Origin of the sequence: Maribacter sp. MAR_2009_72, assembly GCF_007827235.1 — a bacterium.
Lineage (GTDB): Bacteria > Bacteroidota > Bacteroidia > Flavobacteriales > Flavobacteriaceae > Maribacter > Maribacter sedimenticola.
Genome location: NZ_VISB01000001.1, coordinates 1560266 through 1582185 on the forward strand (window position 1 = coordinate 1560266; position 21920 = coordinate 1582185).

Here is a 21920-nt window from a genome sequence, read left to right on the forward strand (position 1 = left end):
ATTTAAATGACCAGGTATATAAGCACTATTGTGCTATTACTTATTTTCTTTCAAATTCAGGCTCAAGACATCAATAAATCATTTGTTGTCAAACAAGTCAATACACAAATAGAACCGGATGGTATCCTTGACGAGCCCCAGTGGAACACTGCAGTACCTGCAACTAATTTTTGGCAATATTTCCCATTAGATTCCATACAGGCCACTAAGCAGACCGAAATTAAAATGCTTTATGACAATGACAACCTTTATGTAGGCATTACCGTTTATACAGCTGGGAACGATTACGCCATACAATCCTTAAAGAGAGATTTTAGGGCCGGCAATAGCGACAATATCACCCTTTTGTTCGATACCTTCAATGACGGCAACAATGCTTTTCTTTTTGGTATTAACCCGTATGGGGTACGTAGAGAGGGTTTGGTTTCCGGTGGCGGACTAAATTTAAACGGATTCACAATTTCATGGGACGTAAAGTGGAAAGGAGATTCAAAAATCTATGATGGTTACTATACTTCAGAAATGGTCATACCCCTAACCGCTTTTAAATTTAAGGAAGGTGAGACCAAGTGGAGGTTCAACAGTTATCGTTTTGACACCCAATCCAACGAAAACAGTACTTGGATGAATATTCCCCAAAACCAAAATATCTATGGCCTTACTTTCATGGGCGATATGATTTTTGAAAACCCTTTGGGAAACTATAGAACGCCCCTTGCCTTTATCCCTTATATCAATACCATTGCCCAAGAAGATTTTGAACTTAATGAGACCAATACCACCATTAAGGTAGGAGGTGATGTCAAAATCCCTATTGGCAACAGTATGAATCTTGATATAACCGTAAATCCAGATTTTTCCCAAGTAGAAGTTGATGACCAAGTAACCAACCTGACCCGCTTTGAGGTATCGCTTCCTGAAAAAAGACAATTCTTTATTGATAACAGTGACCTTTTTGGGAGCTTTGGTGGCGGTAGGGATGCCAATCCATTTTTCTCAAGAAGAATAGGGATTGCCAAGGATACGGCGGACAATTCCATAGAAAATAAAATTATAGGCGGAGTACGCTTAAGCGGCAAAGTAAATAAATCCCTAAGGTTGGGCTTTTTAAACCTACAGACAGAAGAAGACCTGGAGATGAACATTGCCTCTAACAACAATACCATGTTTGCCCTGCAGCAAACGGTGTTTGGCCGCTCCAACATTGGTATGTTCTTTATAAATAGGGAAACGTTTAAGGATTATGATTTTCAGGCCCCGGAAGACCGGTACAACCGTGTAGCGGGTGTAGATTACAATCTTATATCTGACAATAATGTGTGGAACGGCAAATTCTACGTGCATAAATCCTTTGCCCATAATGCCGGTTCCAAGGATTTGTCAACTGGAGCGTTTTTACAGTACAATTCCAGAAATTGGAACTTTTTTGAAGACCTAGTCTATTTGGGCAACGATTTTAGATCCGATCTTGGATTTATCCGTAGAACGGATATTTTTAAAAGTGCCACAATGATCGAACGTATATTCTGGCCAGAGAACAGTGCACTGCAAACCCATAGCTTTCAATTTTTTCCCGTAATTACCTGGAGTCCTGATACCAACTTCACCAAAACAGATTATGATCTTATGGGAGCTTGGGAATCCAAGTTTAAAGACCAATCTGAAATAAATATTGGCTATAGCCATTCCTATACCTATCTACTGGATGAATTTGACCCAACCAATACAGACGGCGCCGTAGCACTACCCAGTGAAGTAGGCTATCATTACAATAACGTTTCCATAGAATACCAATCTGATGGAAGAAAAAGATTTGGATTTAAGGTTGAACCTTCCTATGGTAGTTTTTTTAACGGCGATAGATTTTCCGTTCAGGGAGAAATGTATCTAAGATTTCAGCCAAAGGTATTTTTGATCATGAAGGCCAATTACGATAAGATTACCCTGCCTGCACCCTATTCTAGTGCAGATATATGGCTTATAAGTCCTAAAATAGATGTAACATTAAGTAAATCTATATTTTGGTCAACCTTGGTCCAATATAGCAATCAACGTGATAACCTAGGTTTTAACTCTAGGTTACAATGGCGCTTTGCTCCTTTATCAGATTTATTTATCGTATACAATGATAATTATTTTGTCAACGTTTTTGAACCAAAATTCAGGTCGATCAATCTTAAACTTACCTATTGGTTAAATATTTAAAATGAATTATAAAATATTATGTTCTGACCTGGACGGCACCCTATTGTCTACCAAGAGCAATGTTTCCAGCTTTACAATATCCCAAATAAAGCGAATCAAGGACACCACAAGGATTATATTGGTTTCGGCGAGAATGCCAAACGGTATGTATTATATACAAGAAAACCTAGGTATTACGGACCAACCTATTATTTGCTATAATGGCGCTTTAATACGTTATGGAAATCAAGAAATCTTATCTGTTTTTATCCCAGTACACGTACTTCAAAAAATATATGAACTTACTTTTGAGCTCAATGCCGATATGGGATTATATTATAACAATGAATGGTATGTGCCCAACATTTCGGAAAGGGTAGAAAAAGAAATAAAATATACCAAGACTACACCTGTCTTTCAAGAAACAACAACCACATTATCCAATTGGGAGCAAAGACAATTAGGTGCACATAAAATAATGCTGATGTGTACACTAGAAAGTGCAGATCGGTTAATGCCACAATTGGCCCATACCTTTGGCAATGAACTAAATCTCTACCGTTCTAATGACACCTTAATAGAAATAGCGCCTAAATCAGTTTCCAAATTGACCGCAATACGTTCACTTTTAAACAAGGGAGAAGAATTGGATGATGTAATCGCCTTTGGCGACAATTATAACGACATAGAAATGCTAAAACATGTAGGATGCGGTGTGGCCGTAGCTAACGGTAGAGAGGAAGTTAAGGCCATTGCCAACCACATAACCTTAAAAAACACTGAGGACGGTGTAGCCCATTTTATAAAGAATCACCTGGTATTTTAAGTATATTTGAATACAAAACTTACCAACTTAACTATGTACCTACTTTCTACCCACCCAATTATTACCAATGATACCGTAGTTTTTGGTCTACTTGCACTTTGTCTTGGTTTTATCTTTTATACATCAAGTTTAAAAAATGGATTTTGGGGGAAATTTTATAGCGTAGTACCCGCGGTACTAATGTGCTATTTACTACCGGCCATACTAACAAGTACGGGAATTATCTCAGACGAATTATCCAATTTGTATTTTATGGCCAGTAGATACCTATTGCCTGCGGCCTTGGTATTAATGACCCTGAGCATTGACCTAAAGGCCATATCAAATCTGGGCTCAAAAGCAATCATTATGTTCTTGACCGGTAGTGTAGGAATTATTATTGGTGGGCCACTAGCAATTTTGATCGTCTCCGTATTTTCACCGGAAACCGTAGGCGGTAATGATTTTGATGCCATATGGAGAGGCCTGTCCACTATAGCCGGTAGCTGGATCGGTGGAGGGGCCAACCAAGCCGCCATGCTAGAAATTTTTCAGTATAATCCTGAAAAATATGGAGGTATGGTCCTAATAGATATTGTGGTAGCCAATGTTTGGATGGCTATCGTACTTTTGGGCGTTGGCAAGACCAAACAAATAGATACTTGGTTGAAAGCGGATACTTCTGCCATCGAGACGTTAAAGATAAAAGTCTCTACGTTTACGGAAAAAATCACCAGAGTACCTACATTGCAAGATTACATGATATTATTATCATTGGCCTTTGCCGCTGTTGGGGCCGCGCATTTTTTTGGCGACCATATCAGTACTTTTTTAAATGAGAACGTAGAAGCTGTAAAAGACCAGAAGGGTTTTTTATCGTTCTTGGGTTCAAGTTTCTTTTGGATGGTGGTTATTACCACTACCATTGGAATAGCCTTATCCTTTACCAAAGCCAAAAATTATGAAGGAGCCGGTGCAAGCAAGATCGGGGGCATGTTTATTTATATCCTAGTGGCCACAATAGGAATGAAAATGGACCTTGGAAAGGTGCTTGAAAACCCCGGACTAATCGCTATAGGATTTATTTGGATTACCATTCATGCCGGACTAATGATTCTTATGGCAAAACTGATCAGAGCCCCTTATTTCTTTTTGGCAGTCGGTAGTCAGGCAAATGTTGGTGGGGCGGCCTCTGCACCCGTAGTGGCAGCCGAGTTTCACCCATCGCTTACTTCAGTTGGGGTACTGTTGGCCGTATTGGGTTATGTAGCAGGTACCGGTGGGGCCTTGCTATGTGCCTATTTAATGGAAATTGCATCTGCATTATAATCCCTATTTTACGAACAAAATACTTTCATGGCTCCCATATCTACTAAAATTTACAGATATTTGCGCCCTAAATTTATCCAATGAAAAATTACATTTATGCTTTAATCGCCCTATTTGCACTCAATTCTTGTGGCGATAACCAAAAGGATACATTAACCGTAACCGGTAATATCAAGGGACTTAAAAAAGGTACCGTTTATTTACAGCATATTCCTGACTCTATCTTGGTTTCCGTAGATTCTGTTACTATAAAAGGTGATGGTAAATTTACATTGCAAACAGAACTTAAAAGTCCTGAAATCTTCTATTTATACCTGGATAAAAAAGATAACAACGATATTAACGACAGGATAACCCTTTTTGCCGAACCGGGGACCGTTACCGTACAGACAGATTGGAATACTTTTGATACCACAGCCAAAATAACCGGGTCAGAAAGTCATGAAAAATTGGAGGAATACAGAAAAACAATGTCCAATATTAACAAGAAGAATGTTGAAATCATGATGGCCGCCGCAAGGCCGGAGAATGAATTGGCACAAATAAGTATAGATTCCTTACAGAATATTAGCAATAGAAATACACAAAGGGGATATGCATATTCTATCAATTTTGCATTGAACAATAAAACATCTTTTATTGCTCCCTATATTGCGGTGAAGGAAATTCCAGATGCCAATAAAAAATATTTAGATTCTATTTATGGATCATTGTCTGAAGAAGTTGCCAATTCCAAATATGGTAAAGAGCTTGCGCAACTCTTGAACAAATAGAATAATCTAAAATAAAAAAAGCATCCTCGTATAAAGGGATGCTTTTTTTGGTTCAACTATTTTAATCTTGATTAAGACAATTTGTTTAAGTCCTCTACCAATTTAGAAGCTTTTACTTCCAAATCCTTTCGTACGGATTGAAAATGGGCTTTTTTATTTTCCACATTTGGCTTGTTCACTTCTGCAATAAGCTCATCAAAAGCATCAATTGCATTGTCAATGATAGCCGCTCCTTCTTTAGAAGTACTATTGCCATTAGCCGCATCGACTATATAAACACCTTCTATAATGTCGCCAAGAACATTATTAATATCTTTTTTTAAATTTTTAATACTTGCCATTACTATTTATTTTTTGCAAAAATACAATTTTAGAATTGCTGTAAGCTTTTTTACCGTTAAATAGTGACTTCCAATAATTTTGCTCCTGAAGACAACAATTCTATTTTATCTGTCATTGCCGGTAAAAGTACTGTCTCCCCTTTTACTATCTGGACTTCCCCTTCCGCCGTTTTAACGACTGCCTTACCTCCAACGCACATAAAAATGGTAAAAGAATCCCTTTCTTTGGTATTCAAGACTACATCTTGGGCAAGTTCTATAAAATTGGTTTTAAAATAAGGGCAATCAACCATAGATTGCATCTTATTTAATTCCTTAGAATATGATACCTTAAAATCATCTTTCTTTTCATAATCTACCGCATCCAAAGCCAATTCCGTATGCAACTCCCTAAGATTGCCTTCCTTATCCTTTCTATTAAAATCGAACACCCTATAGGTAACATCTGAGGTCTGTTGTATCTCTGCCAACATTACCCCTGCCCCTATAGCATGAATTTTTCCCGTATTAATAAAAAATGTATCCCCTTCCTTAACCTGTTCATAGTTCAACAAGTCTAACAACGTATCATTTTCAATACTTTCCGCATATTCCTTTTTTGATACATTTCTATTGAAACCTACGATCAATTCTGCATTTGGGTCCGCATCCATGATATACCACATTTCTGTTTTACCAAAAGAATTATGTCTTTCCTTGGCCAATTCATCGTTAGGATGTAATTGTATGGACAAATCTTGCTTGGCATCAATAAACTTTATTAAAATTGGAAATTCCGTCCCAAAACGATCTACTACATTTTTACCAAGCAATGCCTCTGCATGGGTTTCTATTAATTCCTGTAAGGATGTGCCTTGTAATTCCCCATTGGCAATTACCGAAACATCACCCTTTACCGTAGATAATTCCCAGCTTTCACCGGTAATATCACTTTCTATTGGTTTACCTAAAACCTCTTTTAATTTAGTACCTCCCCATAGCCTTTCTTTCAAAATGGGCTTAAATTTTAAAGGATAGATATTCATAGATTTAAATTTTAATTGATACGATCTTTGTTACAACGTAGAAAGTTTCCCTATCATATAACGGCTAGAAGAATTACCCTGAAAATGTAACAAAATTTCTAGGAGTCTCATAAAGTACAACCTCCAGTTCATGGGTGTCTATAATATGTGGCCTCAACCTATTCCATATTACTACGACAATATTCTCTGCTGTTGGATTTAAACTTTTAAATTCCGGAACTTCTATGTTTAAATTTTTGTGATCAAGATAATCTTCTACTTCTAGCTTGATCAAATCCTTTAAAATCTTCATATCCATCACAAAGCCAGTTGCCTTATCGATTTCTCCGGTTACACTTACAATTAATTCATAGTTGTGACCGTGAAAATTTGGATTATTACATTTACCAAAAATCTCTGAATTTTTTTCTTCGTCCCAATCCTTTCTATACAGTCTATGTGCCGCGTTAAAATGGGCCTTTCTACTAACTTTTACCTTCATTCCTTTCAGTTTAACTTAAATAAGTGTTGGTAAAATTTTTCGAATATAATTTTAAACCATACTGTATATTCTTCAGGGTTTTTGGCAATATCCTGCCTTACAAGTTCTGGTGACATCCATTTCCATGACTCTACCTCTAACGGATTTATGTCTGGCTCTTCATTATAATTTCCCAACATAACATGATCAAATTCATGCTCTGTAAGTCCATTATCAAAAGGGGCTTTATAAATAAATGAAAAAAGTTCCTCCAGCTCTGCCTGAAAACCCATTTCTTCCTGCAACCTTCTTTTACCGGCATCTATATTGCTTTCCCCTACTCGTTGATGACTACAACATGTATTGGTCCATAATAAAGGAGAGTGGTATTTGGATGCCGCACGTTGTTGCAACATAATTTCCCCCTTATCATTGATAATGAAAACTGAAAACGCCCTATGCAACAACGCCTTTTCATGAGCCTCCATTTTGGGCATAGTACCAATTTGTTCGTTCTCCTTATTTACAAGAATTACTTCTTCTTCCTTCATTTAGTAAAAATAAGGGGTTTAACTTATTTTACGAAAGAGAAGGCCTATAATAATTCGTTAATAGCAACCAACGTTTAAAAGAATCTTGGTGATTTCAAGTTATTTTTAGTAGAAATAAAATCATATCTGAATATCAACTCAAAAGAACCATCATTGAACGATGCATTGCCCAATTCAGTAGTTTCCTTGTCATAGGCAATACCGATCAAAAACTTATTTGAAACATTAAATCCGACCATGCCGCTGAATGCCGCATCCCACCTATAGGCAGCTCCTAAAATAAATTTTTCGTTCAGCATAAAGTTGGCGGACAAATCTACCTGTAAAGGTGCTCCACGAACCATTTTGGTCAATATTGTAGGTTTGAATTTTAAAAACTCGTTAAGATCCCATACATATCCCGTAATCAAATAAAGATTCATTTGTTCCTTGGCGGTAGATAGGTTTTCTTCCTGAAAATGAGTGGTTTCCAATAATCGTGGAACCGATAGGCCTAAATAGTAATTATTGGTGTGGTAATAAACACCCGCACCAACATTAGGCGACAACCTATTATCTATATCCTGTTGTAATGTGGGATCGGAACTATATTGGTTTAGCTCTGAAAACCTGATATCCAATAAATGGGCACTGGCCTTTAATCCAAAACTGACCCTACCAACTTCGGATGTCCATATAGTATAGGAAAAATCTATATCAAAATTATTTTCCGTTGTGGGGCCTATTTTATCCTTTACTATGGAAAAACCTAAACCAACTCCCCTGTAACCAATGGGCGAATGGATATTAAATGTTTGGGTCGTTGGCGCTCCGTCCAGGCCAACCCATTGTGATCTATGTAATGCCGCAATACTGATATGCCCCCTAGAACCTGCATAACCAGGATTTACACTTACCGTATTGTACATATATTGGGTATACTGCGCATCTTGTTGCCCAAAGGAAAACATACCATATAACAAAGCCAATAACTGGACTGTTTTTTTAATATGCATGTATTCCAAAAATTTATACCTCATCAACATTATTATCTATTTATATATATGTATCCAGAAAGTGTTTTAATTTCACCGTTTGGCAATTCATAATCTAAAATGTAGAAGTATGTACCTACCGGTAATTTACGGTCTACATCCACTGTAACCCTACCTTCCGAAGTACCATCAAATACATTGCCTTCTGTGTTATAGGCTTTTGTCATGTACACGGCAACACCCCATCTGTTATATATTTTTAAAGTATTGTTAGGGTAATTTTGCAATCCAGATATACGCAATACATCATGGATACCATCACCATTAGGTGTAATAACGTTGAAAACTTCAATTTCTTCTTCAAATTCACCTAAATCTGAATCCAAATAGTTAGGAATGCCATCTTCATCGGAATCATCATCCAAATAATTTCCATTAAGGTTTACATCTTCGTCAATAGTTGCAATACCATCATCATCATCATCGGTATCCCTGTAGTCAGATTCTTCATCGCCATCAGTATTTGGCAAATCATTGTAAGGGTCATTAATTTCATCGTTGACATCCACATCAACTATAATAGATGCTTCAAATCCATCATCCAATCCATCATCGTCCTTATCAGAACCAATTCTAACCACATTGGCAATTCCATCCTGGTTATAATCATGCCCTTCAATAATATCGGGCACATTATCATTATCACTATCCTCATCTAAATAATCGGGCAAGTTATCACCATCAGTATCAATAGGGAATATACCTGTTAATCCATTTACCTCATAAGCATCGTCAATACCATTACCATTTACATCCATGCCAGTTGGCGGAATATAATCTGCAGTAGTCTGCGCTTCAACGTTATCAGGTATACCGTCACCATCACTATCTATATCCAAATAATCTGGAAAACCATCTCCATCACTATCAGTAGGATTAGTAGATGGATCATTATCCCCATCAAGATTTAAGTCTTCAAAACTGTCCACAATACCATCATCATCACTATCCAAATCAACACCATAAGGACTGATTAAAATTGTAATGGTAGCGGTATCACAATTCCCGTTTAAATCACATACCGTATATTCAAAAGCATCTGTACCCAAATAATTATTATTTGGAAAATATGTAGGTATATCATCTGACGGATTATCAGGTGTTCCGTTATCATCTACGGTAACCGATCCATTACTTGGCTGGGTAACACTGAACGTACCGCTAACAGGTAAATCATTATCATTTGCTGGCCACGTATCTATAACATCTATTTCATTAATGTTTATCGCTATAGAATCATCATTGGTATCTAAAATAGGCAATACGTCTATGGTAACCGTAGCCGTGCTACAATCACCATAGGCATTACATATGGTATATTGAAAACTGTCGGTTCCATTAAAATCCACATCCGGGGTATAGGTGACCACATCATCCAAAGGATTATTAGGTGTTCCTCCATCTTCTATTGTGACCGTACCGTTAGCAGGATCTGTAGTGGTTAACGACCCTACATCTGGCAAATCCGCATCATTATCATAAATAGCTATATTAACAGGAATTTCCTCATCTGTCGTTACGATATCATTTTCCAAATCCGCAGCTTCAGGTAAACATACCACCGTGAAATTTGGTAGACTAAACGTATTACCTGCTTTTGTTACCGTAGCCGTATATTTTACTACAGCATCCGTGGCTATCACCATTGGCCTTAATTGATCTCCTGTTAATGGCGGATTCCAACTTACCGTAGCGGCCGCCGAAACATTTGACGTAATATCCATAGTCACCTCATTATCTGGATTATTACAATCCGTTACGATAAAATAACCTGTGGCGTTGGAACCACACAAAGTACCATCATATGTGGCAAAATAAATACCGGGCCGAGTTACTTCATAAAAAGAATCCGTTGCCAGTATCGTGGAGGTGTCGGAAGCTTCATACCAACGAAAATTATGCTGATCGCTATCCGTAGGTGCCTGCAACAGAAACTGAGCGTGAGATGCTAATGTTCCCAGCACTGTGGTAACAATGCTGAGAACAATAAACTTATATATAGCTATTTTTTTCAAATTCGTTTGGGATCTATACTTTAACCAACAATCTATTGGGCTACAAATACAACGTTTATCAATGTATTGTAATCTGTTGGAGTGGATATTACATCATAGGACATAATCCCAAGTGCATTTACACTTACATTGGCAAATACCGTAGTATCATAGTACGTAACATAATAATACAATTCATTATTGGCATATGTAGGAATTGCTGCCGGCGCACCTGCACTTGCCACTGATGGTGTACCATATTGTGCAAGGTATTCTGCATGTAAATCTATTGTTCTACCAGTACCGGTCGTTGCCACATCTACGGCAATAGATGGTGGGTAAAAAATATTTGGCCTGGTATTACTGATTACATATGGTGTAGCCGCACTACCATCACCCGTAACACTTATATCTGTTCCTGCAGTTACAACTGTTTCTTCCACAGCAGGGACGGATAAATTGTAATTAATACCGCTTGGTGTTATGGTTACTGACCCATCCGTTGAAGTCAAGGTTTGAATTTCATTGCTAGAATTATTATCGTTATCCGCAATAGATACCGAACCTCCACCATTAGATAATAACAACGTGGTACCGGATCTACCTAAGACCTGAATTTCGTTTAAAGGGTCCGAATCCGCATCCCTAATATCTATCGTAGTATTGTTACCATTGGTAATCTGGATTTCGACACTTTCATTTGCAGTGACAACCGAACTGGACAGGTCCTGCTCATCAGTTCCCAATGCGGATAACGGCACATCAAGGTTGCCACCGCCATCGGTCAATCTCAGGTTGCTCCCTGATATCCCGAAGGCCGTATTATACTCATTGGTTGCATCTGAATCCGCATCACGTATATCAATGGTCGTATTGGTACCTCCGGAAATATTAACCCTTACACTCTCATTAGGGGTAATAACCGTATTAGATAAATTTTGATTATCAGTATTTGCAAATCCACTAAGATTTACAGAATTACCTTCAGAAATAGCCAAAGTATTACCAGTAAGTGTTAGGGTTTGGTCATCCGTATCTATACTGCTTAATGGTACTGATAATGTACCGTTACTATCCGTAATATTTAAATTACCACTGGCAACGTTAAATGCCGTATTAATTTCATTTGTAGTACTTGAATCCGCATCCCTAATATCTATCGTTGTATTGTTACCATTGGTGATTTGTATCTCGACACTCTCGTTCGCAGTGACCACGGCACTAGACAGGTCCTGCTCATCAGTTCCCAATGCTGATAAAGGCACATCAAGGTTGCCACCGCCATCGGTCAACCTCAGGTTGCTCCCTGATATCCCAAAGGCAGTGTTGTATTCATTCGTAGCGTCATTATCCGCATCGTCCACATTGTCCACGTTGTCCGCAAAACCTGCAGGCACTCCCGTTAGGCTGCTCCACTGTCCGTCAAAATCATCCGATGCGTTCGTATCGTAGTTGCTTAGGTCTATTGTGGTTGCACCGGGGTCATCGGTCAAACTAATTACCCCACCGGTGAACTGAAGATCCTGTATTTCATTGGTAGCATCACTATCCGCATCCCTAATATCTATCGTTGTATTGTTACCGTCCGTAATCTGTATCTCGACACTCTCATTAGCAGTGACCACAGCGCTCGACAGGTCCTGGTCATCAGTATCTACCGTAGCGTCAGGTACATCGATAGTGAAATTTGGATACGTACCGCCAACCGTTACGTTACCGTTGCCACCATCTGCAATCGATACTGTTTGGTCAGGTGCCGTATTGGTCACCTCGAAATTCTGACCGACTTGATTGACAGATATTCCCGTACCAGCACTTACCGTCTGGTTCTCGTTGGTTGGGTCGCTATCCGCATCACGGATATCTATCGTCGTATTGTTACCGTTGGTGATCTGGATCTCGACACTCTCATTGGCAGTAACCACGGCACTCGACAGGTCCTGCTCGTCTGTACCAAGTGAGGATAACGGTACATCAAGGTTGCCACCGCCATCGGTCAACCTCAGGTTACTCCCTGATATCCCGAAGGCCGTGTTATATTCATTAGTAGCATCGCTATCAGCATCCCTAATATCTATCGTTGTATTGTTACCGTCCGTGATCTGTATCTCGACACTCTCATTAGCAGTCACCACAGCACTCGACAGGTCCTGGTCGTCAGTATCTACCGTGGCGTCAGGTACATCGATAGTGAAATTTGGATACGTACCGCCAACCGTTACGTTACCGTTGCCGCCATCGGCAATCGATACTGTTTGGTCAGGTGCCGTATTGGTCACCTCGAAATTCTGACCAACTTGATTGACAGCTATTCCCGTACCAGCACTTACTGTTTGATTTTCATTAGTAGGGTCGTTATCCGCATCGTCCACATTATCCACTCCGTCATTATCGACCGTAATGGTTCCTCCATCCGCTAAACCAATGGTAGATGTTCCATTACCATTATCCGTGATCGTGGATGCCTGGAATGATACCGGTGCTCCATTCTCATTGGTATAGGTAAAACTTCCATCCCCGTTATCCGCCAAAGTGGTAATCGTTTCTGAAATTGTAACAGAAGCAACATTTAAATATAATGCCCCGTCCGTTCCAAAAGCAAGATCATTATCTGCGTTTGTACTTATTAGGTTTACCGACTCCGTTCCACCACCATCCGTGATTTCCAGAGTTCCATTCGTAATTCCACTTCCTGTATTGTATTCGTTTCCGATTACATTATCCGCATCGTCCACATTATCCACACCATCATTGTCCACCGTTACCGAGTTTCCATCGACATCCGCGATAGTAGAAGTTCCGTCGCCGTTATCCGCTACCGTAGTTATCTCGTTTCTTGGGTCGTTGTCCGCATCGTCCACATTATCCACTCCGTCATTGTCAACCGTTACCGAATTACCGTCGACATCCGCAATCGTAGAAGTTCCGTCGCCGTTATCGGCTACCGTAGTGATTTCATTTCTTGGATCGTTGTCCGCATCGTCCACGTTATCGACTCCGTCATTGTCAACCGTTACCGAATTGCCATCGACATCCGCAATCGTGGAAGTTCCGTCGCCGTTATCGGCTACCGTTGTAATCTCGTTTCTTGGGTCGTTGTCCGCATCGTCAACGTTATCCACTCCGTCATTGTCAACCGTTACCGAATTGCCATCGACATCCGCAATAGTGGATGTTCCGTCTCCGTTATCGGCTACCGTAGTAATCTCGTTTCTTGGGTCGTTGTCCGCATCGTCCACATTATCGACTCCGTCATTGTCAACCGTTACCGAGTTTCCATCGACATCCGCAATAGTGGATGTTCCGTCTCCGTTATCGGCTACCGTTGTAATCTCATTTCTTGGGTCGTTATCCGCATCATCTACGTTATCCACTCCGTCATTGTCCACCGTAATGGTTCCGCCATCGGCTAAACCAATGGTAGATGTTCCATTACCATTATCCGTGATCGTGGATGCCTGGAATGATACCGGTGCTCCATTTTCATTGGTATAGGTAAAACTTCCATCCCCGTTATCCGCCAATGTGGTAATGGTTTCCGAAATTGTAACCGAAGCAACATTTAAATATAATGCCCCGTCCGTTCCAAAAGCAAGATCATTATCTGCGTTTGTACTTATTAGGTTTACCGACTCCGTTCCACCACCATCCGTGATTTCCAGAGTTCCATTCGTAATTCCACTTCCTGTATTGTATTCGTTTCCGATTACATTATCCGCATCGTCCACATTATCCACTCCGTCATTGTCCACCGTTACCGAATTGCCATCGACATCCGCGATCGTGGATGTTCCGTCTCCGTTATCCGCTACCGTGGTAATCTCGTTTCTTGGGTCGTTGTCCGCATCGTCCACATTATCGACTCCGTCATTGTCCACCGTTACCGAGTTTCCATCGACATCCGCGATCGTGGAAGTACCGTCGCCGTTATCCGCTACCGTAGTTATTTCATTCCTTGGGTCGTTGTCCGCATCGTCCACATTATCTACGCCATCATTATCGACCGTTACCGAATTGCCATCGACATCCGCGATAGTAGAAGTTCCGTCGCCGTTATCCGCTACCGTTGTAATCTCGTTTCTTGGATCATTATCATTGTTCGCTGGGATGGTTACCGATAAATCAAAATTATCGCCGGTCCTTACCACATCTACGGAACCATCACCAGATGCTACCGTCTGTATCTCATTCCTTGGGTCGTTGTCCGCATCGTCAACGTTATCGACTCCGTCATTATCGACCGTAATGGTTCCTCCATCCGCTAAACCAATGGTAGATGTTCCATTACCATTATCCGTGATCGTGGATGCCTGGAATGATACCGGTGCTCCATTCTCATTGGTATAGGTAAAACTTCCATCCCCGTTATCCGCCAAAGTGGTAATCGTTTCTGAAATTGTAACAGAAGCAACATTTAAATATAATGCCCCGTCCGTTCCAAAAGCAAGATCATTATCTGCGTTTGTACTTATTAGGTTTACCGACTCCGTTCCACCACCATCCGTGATTTCCAGAGTTCCATTCGTAATTCCACTTCCTGTATTGTATTCGTTTCCGATTACATTATCCGCATCGTCCACATTATCCACACCATCATTGTCCACCGTTACCGAGTTTCCATCGACATCCGCGATAGTAGAAGTTCCGTCGCCGTTATCCGCTACCGTAGTTATCTCGTTTCTTGGGTCGTTGTCCGCATCGTCCACATTATCGACTCCGTCATTGTCTACCGTTACCGAGTTTCCATCGACATCCGCGATCGTGGAAGTACCGTCGCCGTTATCCGCTACCGTAGTTATTTCATTCCTTGGGTCGTTGTCCGCATCGTCCACATTATCGACACCATCATTGTCAACCGTTACCGAATTGCCATCGACATCCGCAATAGTAGAAGTTCCGTCGCCGTTATCGGCTACCGTAGTTATTTCGTTTCTTGGATCATTATCATTGTTCGCTGGGATGGTTACCGATAAATCAAAATTATCGCCGGTCCTTACCACATCTACGGAACCATCACCAGATGCTACCGTCTGTATCTCATTCCTTGGGTCGTTGTCCGCATCATCCACATTATCCACTCCGTCATTGTCAACCGTTACCGAGTTTCCATCGACATCCGCGATAGTGGATGTTCCGTTTCCGTTATCCGCTACCGTTGTAATCTCGTTTCTTGGGTCGTTGTCCGCATCATCAACGTTATCCACTCCATCATTGTCCACCGTAATGGTTCCGCCATCGGCTAAACCAATGGTAGATGTTCCATCGCCATTATCCGTGATCGTGGACGCCTGGAATGATACCGGTGCTCCATTTTCATTGGTATAGGTAAAACTTCCATCCCCGTTATCCGCCAAAGTAGTAATCGTTTCTGATATTGTAACCGAAGCAACATTTAAATATAATGCCCCGTCCGTTCCAAATGTTATATCGTTATCTGCATTCGCACTTATTAGGTTTACCGACTCCGTTCCACCACCATCCGTGATTTCCAGAGTTCCATTCGTAATTCCACTTCCTGTATTGTATTCGTTTCCGATTACATTATCCGCATCGTCCACATTATCGACACCATCATTGTCCACCGTTACCGAGTTTCCATCGACATCCGCGATAGTGGATGTTCCGTCGCCGTTATCGGCTACAGTTGTAATCTCGTTTCTTGGGTCGTTGTCCGCATCGTCCACATTATCGACTCCGTCATTGTCCACCGTTACCGAATTGCCATCGACATCCGCGATCGTAGAAGTTCCGTCGCCGTTATCGGCTACCGTAGTAATCTCGTTTCTTGGGTCGTTGTCCGCATCGTCCACATTATCGACTCCGTCATTGTCCACCGTTACCGAATTGCCATCGACATCCGCGATCGTAGAAGTTCCGTCGCCGTTATCGGCTACCGTAGTAATCTCGTTTCTTGGGTCGTTGTCCGCATCGTCCACATTATCGACTCCGTCATTGTCCACCGTTACCGAGTTTCCATCGACATCCGCGATAGTAGAAGTTCCGTCGCCGTTATCGGCTACAGTTGTAATCTCATTTCTTGGGTCGTTGTCCGCATCGTCAACGTTATCGACTCCGTCATTGTCCACCGTTACCGAATTGCCGTCGACATCCGCAATCGTGGATGTTCCGTCTCCGTTATCCGCTACCGTAGTTATCTCATTCCTTGGGTCGTTGTCCGCATCGTCCACATTATCGACTCCATCATTGTCCACCGTTACCGAATTGCCGTCGACATCCGCGATCGTGGAAGTTCCGTCTCCGTTATCGGCTACAGTTGTAATCTCGTTTCTTGGATCGTTGTCCGCATCGTCCACATTATCGACTCCGTCATTGTCAACCGTAATGGTTCCGCCATCGGCTAAACCAATGGTAGATGTTCCATTGCCATTATCCGTGATCGTGGATGCCTGGAATGATACCGGTGCTCCATTTTCATTGGTATAGGTAAAACTTCCATCCCCGTTATCCGCCAAAGTGGTAATCGTTTCCGAAATTGTAACCGAAGCAACATTTAAATATAATGCCCCGTCCGTTCCAAATGTTATATCGTTATCTGCGTTTGTACTTATTAAGTTTACCGACTCCGTTCCACCACCATCCGTGATTTCCAGAGTTCCATTCGTAATTCCACTTCCTGTATTGTATTCGTTTCCGATTACATTATCCGCATCGTCCACGTTATCTAAGCCATCATTATCGACCGTTACCGAATTGCCATCGACATCCGCGATAGTAGAAGTTCCGTCGCCGTTATCCGCTACCGTAGTTATTTCATTCCTTGGATCATTATCATTGTTCGCTGGGATGGTTACCGATAAATCAAAATTATCGCCGGTCCTTACTACATCTACGGAACCATCACCAGATGCTACCGTCTGTATCTCGTTTCTTGGGTCGTTGTCCGCATCGTCAACGTTATCCACTCCGTCATTGTCAACCGTTACCGAATTGCCGTCGACATCCGCAATCGTGGATGTTCCGTCTCCGTTATCCGCTACCGTTGTAATCTCGTTTCTTGGGTCGTTGTCCGCATCATCCACATTATCGACTCCGTCATTGTCAACCGTTACCGAATTGCCGTCGACATCCGCGATCGTGGAAGTTCCGTCGCCGTTATCGGCTACAGTTGTAATCTCGTTTCTTGGGTCGTTGTCCGCATCGTCCACATTATCCACTCCGTCATTGTCCACCGTAATGGTTCCGCCATCGGCTAAACCAATGGTAGATGTTCCATCGCCATTATCCGAGATCGTGGACGCCTGGAATGATACCGGTGCTCCATTTTCATTGGTATAGGTAAAACTTCCATCCCCGTTATCTACTACATTAGTAATCGTTTCATTTATATCAACGGGCGTAATTCCTGGTTCAGAAATAGTTGCAATTCTATTCCCGCCAACAATATTGGTAACACTTACATCATCGTCAGCAAGATTATCTACATATGCTTTGTTTACAGCATCATTGGCATTAACTGGTGAACCTAAGTCTGTAATAACATTACCAGCAGCACTGGGATCTCTTGTTAAAACATCTTCTAAATCTTGTAATTCGTTCTGGTCGTCTTTATCGCCATCTAACAATTCACTCGCCGTAATAGCATCAGTCAATTCCTGGTCCGTAGCAAACGTATTATTTAAATCAACTCCGGTTGCACCAGGTGCAGGGTTGGTTAATTCTAAAGTTGTTCCTGTTAATTCTACATCTGAAAGCTCATTTTCTGGATCTGGATCCGCATCTGGCGCAGCACTTCCTCCTACTTGTTGCCAAATTGTACCATCCCAAGCGTATAATTGACCATTATCAGTATCTACATAAGTATCACCTGAATTTGTTCCATTTGCAATTGGAGGACCAGAATCCAAGACAGCTAACTCGTTGGTTTCATCTTCATCTGAATCTATAGAGTTAATCGTATAAATACCATTTCCGTCATCATCTACCGTAATAGCTCCAGTGCCGGCAGTTACCGTTTCACTTAATGAAGATAAATCTACATTTGTCGACGTACCTCTTTCAATATCTATTTGAAGTTGGTTGGCTCCATTTAATGTGGCTCCCGTAAGGTTTTGATTGTCACTGCTATTGTTCGCTAAATCTGCGATAGCATCTTCTACCGTTGTTTCATTCACCGAGTCGCCATCTACATCAATAGGAGTCAATAAATTTACCTGTGATGCATCTTGGTCATCAGTTCCGTCAAAGGAAATTGGAGTACCATCACCATTGTTGAATGTAAATGTTCCGTTACCGTTATCAGTTAATTGAGATTTAGTAATTGTTTGTGTGCTATTATCCTCACGGGTAAAAGTCAAGGTACCGTCATTATTATCAACGATACTTGTAATGGTCTCGTTGATGTCAGCCGTGGTTCCGTCGGCCTCGGTTACCGTTGCGATGCGGTTACCCGCCACAAGGTTGCTTATCACCAGTCCGTTCGTATCGATGATCACATCGCTGCCGTCATTGTTCGTGAAGGTATAGGTACCGTCAGGGTTCGCCGTTATGTCAGATTTTGCTATGGTCACACTGGCACCCGCCTCGTTCACCAAGGTCACGTTACCGTCGTTGTTGTCCACTATACTTGTAATCGTCTCCTGGATCGATACCGTTGTACCGTCCTCCTTTTCATAGACACCGATCTCGTTGCCCGTGGTCAAGGTGCCACTGATATCGGTTATCGTCTCGTTGATGTCAGCCGTGGTTCCGTCGGCCTCCGTTACCGTTGCGATGCGGTTACCCGCTACAAGGTTGCTGATCACCAGTCCGTTCGTATCGATTATCACATCGCTGCCGTCATTGTTCGTGAAGGTATAGGTACCGTCAGGGTTCGCAGTAATGTCAGATTTTGCAATCGTTACGCTGGCACCGGCCTCGTTCACCAAGGTCACGTTACCATCATTGTTGTCCACTATGCTCGTAATCGTCTCGTTGATGTCCGCAGTGGTACCATCGGCCTCCGTTACCGTTGCAATACGGTTACCCGCTACAAGGTTGCTGATCACCAGTCCGTTCGTATCGATGATCACATCGCTACCGTCATTGTTCGTGAAGGTATAGGTACCGTCAGGGTTCGCCGTTATGTCAGATTTTGCAATCGTTACGCTGGCACCCGCCTCGTTCACCAAGGTCACGTTACCATCATTATTATCAACGATACTTGTAATCGTCTCCTGGATGGATACCGTGGTTCCGTCCTCCTTTTCGTAAACACCGATCTCGTTGCCCGAAGTCAAGGTGCCGGTGATATCCGTTATCGTCTCGTTGATGTCCGCAGTGGTACCATCGGCCTCCGTTACCGTTGCGATGCGGTTACCCGCTACAAGGTTGCTGATCACCAGTCCGTTCGTATCGATGATCACATCGCTACCGTCATTGTTCGTGAAGGTATAGGTACCGTCAGGGTTCGCCGTTATGTCAGATTTTGCTATGGTCACACTGGCACCGGCCTCGTTCACCAAGGTCACGTTACCGTCATTGTTGTCCACTATACTTGTAATGGTCTCGTTGATGTCAGCCGTGGTTCCGTCGGCCTCGGTCACCGTTGCGATGCGGTTACCCGCTACAAGGTTAGTGATCACCAGTCCGTTAGTATCAATGATCACATCGCTGCCGTCATTGTTCGTAAAGGTATACGTACCGTCAGGGTTCGCCGTTATGTCAGATTTCGCAATCGTTACACTGGCACCGGCCTCGTTCACCAAGGTCACGTTACCGTCGTTGTTGTCCACTATACTTGTTATCGTCTCGTTGATGTCAGCCGTGGTTCCGTCGGCCTCCGTTACCGTTGCAATACGGTTACCCGCTACAAGGTTAGTGATCACCAGTCCGTTCGTATCGATGATCACATCGCTGCCGTCATTGTTCGTAAAGGTATACGTACCGTCAGGGTTCGCCGTTATATCAGATTTTGCAATGGTCACACTGGCACCGGCCTCGTTCACCAAGGTCACGTTACCGTCGTTGTTGTCCACTATACTTGTTATCGTCTCCTGGATCGATACCGTGGTACCGTCCTCCTTTTCATAGACACCGATCTCGTTGCCCGTGGTCAAGGTGCCACTGATATCGGTTATCGTCTCGTTGATGTCAGCCGTGGTTCCGTCGGCCTCCGTTACCGTTGCTATACGGTTACCCGCTACAAGGTTGCTGATCACCAGTCCGTTCGTATCGATGATTACATCGCTACCGTCATTGTTCGTGAAGGTATAGGTACCGTCAGGGTTCGCCGTTATATCAGATTTTGCTATGGTCACACTGGCACCGGCCTCGTTCACCAAGGTCACGTTACCGTCGTTGTTGTCCACTATGCTTGTTATCGTCTCGTTGATGTCAGCCGTGGTTCCGTCGGCCTCGGTTAACGTTGCAATACGGTTACCCGCTACAAGGTTGCTGATCACCAGTCCGTTCGTATCGATGATCACATCGCTACCGTCATTGTTCGTGAAGGTATACGTACCGTCAGGGTTCGCCGTTATATCAGATTTTGCAATGGTCACACTGGCACCGGCCTCGTTCACCAAGGTCACGTTACCGTCGTTGTTGTCCACTATACTCGTAATCGTCTCCTGGATCGATACCGTGGTACCGTCCTCCTTTTCATAGACACCGATCTCGTTGCCCGTGGTCAAGGTGCCACTGATATCGGTTATCGTCTCGTTGATGTCTTCGGTTGTACCATCTGCCATTGTTATCGTCCCAATTCTACTACCAGAAATGGTATTGGAAATGGATAGCGAATTGGTATCAATAGTTTGTTCAAGACCCGATTCATCCGTATAAGTATATGTACCATCACCATTATCGTTAAGTGTGGATATAGAAGTGTCACCAATAGTGGTAATATTACCATCCGCACTTGTAAAATCATAGGTGCCGTCGCCATTATCAACCAAAGCAACGGTTCCTGCCACTGCATTAATTTCATCAATAGCATCCCTTACATTTGTCGCCGATAATAATGAGGTTGAGTTATCATATATAATCTCTGATGCCGTTCTGTCCAGAGTTGACAAATCCGCAGTAACGGTATTTCCGTTTTCAATTTCAAGGGAAAGAATATTGGTCAAAGGATCAAAACTAAAATTTTGAAGATTTTGGTCATCCGTAGAAGTCAATTCCCATGATGTTCCATTCCAATAGTAAATAGTTCCTGTATCCGTATTTACATACAAGTCTCCCAAATCTGCACCAGCAGGAGTTATGGACCCAGGGGTAGAAACATCTGTACCTTGAAGTACTTCACAATTACATTGGTCTTCTAAGGTTACCGTTGTTTGTGCCACAGTAATCCCCGACAACATCAATGCAATCATCACCATAACTGTTTTAATGGCAAAATTCAAGGTTGTGGTAGTCTGACTTTTCATACTTTTTATATTCAATTCCACTTTCAAAAAATCGTTGGTCATATAGGTTATTCTA

At 42.0% G+C, this 21920-nt stretch carries 11 protein-coding genes; 4 read left to right on the forward strand and 7 right to left on the reverse strand.

The annotated features are described in order from the left end of the window. Positions 1 to 6: 6 nt before the first annotated feature. The 4 genes from JM81_RS06460 to JM81_RS06475 all read left to right on the forward strand — a co-directional run bounded on the left by JM81_RS06460 (position 7) and on the right by JM81_RS06475 (position 5091). Positions 7 to 2205: a DUF5916 domain-containing protein gene (locus JM81_RS06460; RefSeq protein WP_144801520.1), complete on the forward strand. Its 2199-nt coding sequence runs from the start codon at positions 7 to 9 to the stop codon at positions 2203 to 2205. Between the two features lies 1 nt (position 2206). Next, positions 2207 to 3010 carry a Cof-type HAD-IIB family hydrolase gene (locus JM81_RS06465; RefSeq protein WP_144801523.1) on the forward strand — a complete coding sequence of 268 codons (804 nt, stop codon included), beginning with the start codon at positions 2207 to 2209 and terminating at the stop codon, positions 3008 to 3010. 33 nt (positions 3011 to 3043) lie between these two features. Beyond that, entirely contained in the window at positions 3044 to 4318 is a 1275-nt protein-coding gene (locus JM81_RS06470) for a DUF819 domain-containing protein (RefSeq protein WP_144801526.1), read from the forward strand. An 80-nt stretch (positions 4319 to 4398) separates the two neighbouring features. Beyond that, the gene (locus JM81_RS06475; protein ID WP_144801529.1) at positions 4399 to 5091 is read left to right on the forward strand and encodes a DUF4369 domain-containing protein; all 693 of its coding nucleotides are present in this window, start codon (positions 4399 to 4401) and stop codon (positions 5089 to 5091) included. Positions 5092 to 5162: 71 nt separating this feature from the next. Here the strand turns inward: JM81_RS06475 and JM81_RS06480 are convergent, their stop codons facing one another. From JM81_RS06480 to JM81_RS06510, 7 genes are all read right to left on the reverse strand, one after another. Then, positions 5163 to 5432, reverse strand: a complete 270-nt coding sequence (locus JM81_RS06480) for a hypothetical protein (RefSeq protein ID WP_089262751.1) — start codon at positions 5430 to 5432, stop codon at positions 5163 to 5165. 56 nt (positions 5433 to 5488) lie between these two features. Further along, complete coding sequence (locus tag JM81_RS06485; protein ID WP_144805597.1) at positions 5489 to 6451, reverse strand: type I phosphomannose isomerase catalytic subunit; 963 nt, start codon at positions 6449 to 6451, stop codon at positions 5489 to 5491. Between the two features lie 79 nt (positions 6452 to 6530). Beyond that, positions 6531 to 6938, reverse strand: coding sequence for a 6-pyruvoyl trahydropterin synthase family protein (locus tag JM81_RS06490; protein WP_144801531.1), 408 nt, complete (start codon positions 6936 to 6938; stop codon positions 6531 to 6533). 5 nt (positions 6939 to 6943) lie between these two features. Continuing rightward, positions 6944 to 7468: an isopentenyl-diphosphate Delta-isomerase gene (gene idi / locus JM81_RS06495; RefSeq protein WP_089262747.1), complete on the reverse strand. Its 525-nt coding sequence runs from the start codon at positions 7466 to 7468 to the stop codon at positions 6944 to 6946. A 74-nt stretch (positions 7469 to 7542) separates the two neighbouring features. Continuing rightward, on the reverse strand, positions 7543 to 8463 hold the full coding sequence (locus JM81_RS06500) for a type IX secretion system membrane protein PorP/SprF (RefSeq protein WP_144805598.1): 921 nt from the start codon (positions 8461 to 8463) through the stop codon (positions 7543 to 7545). Positions 8464 to 8495: 32 nt separating this feature from the next. Then, on the reverse strand, positions 8496 to 10517 hold the full coding sequence (locus JM81_RS06505) for a gliding motility-associated C-terminal domain-containing protein (protein ID WP_315897745.1): 2022 nt from the start codon (positions 10515 to 10517) through the stop codon (positions 8496 to 8498). A 32-nt stretch (positions 10518 to 10549) separates the two neighbouring features. Continuing rightward, positions 10550 to 21907 (reverse strand): beta strand repeat-containing protein, encoded by an 11358-nt coding sequence (locus JM81_RS06510; RefSeq protein ID WP_144801534.1) that lies wholly within the window; start codon positions 21905 to 21907, stop codon positions 10550 to 10552. Positions 21908 to 21920: the final 13 nt, after the last annotated feature.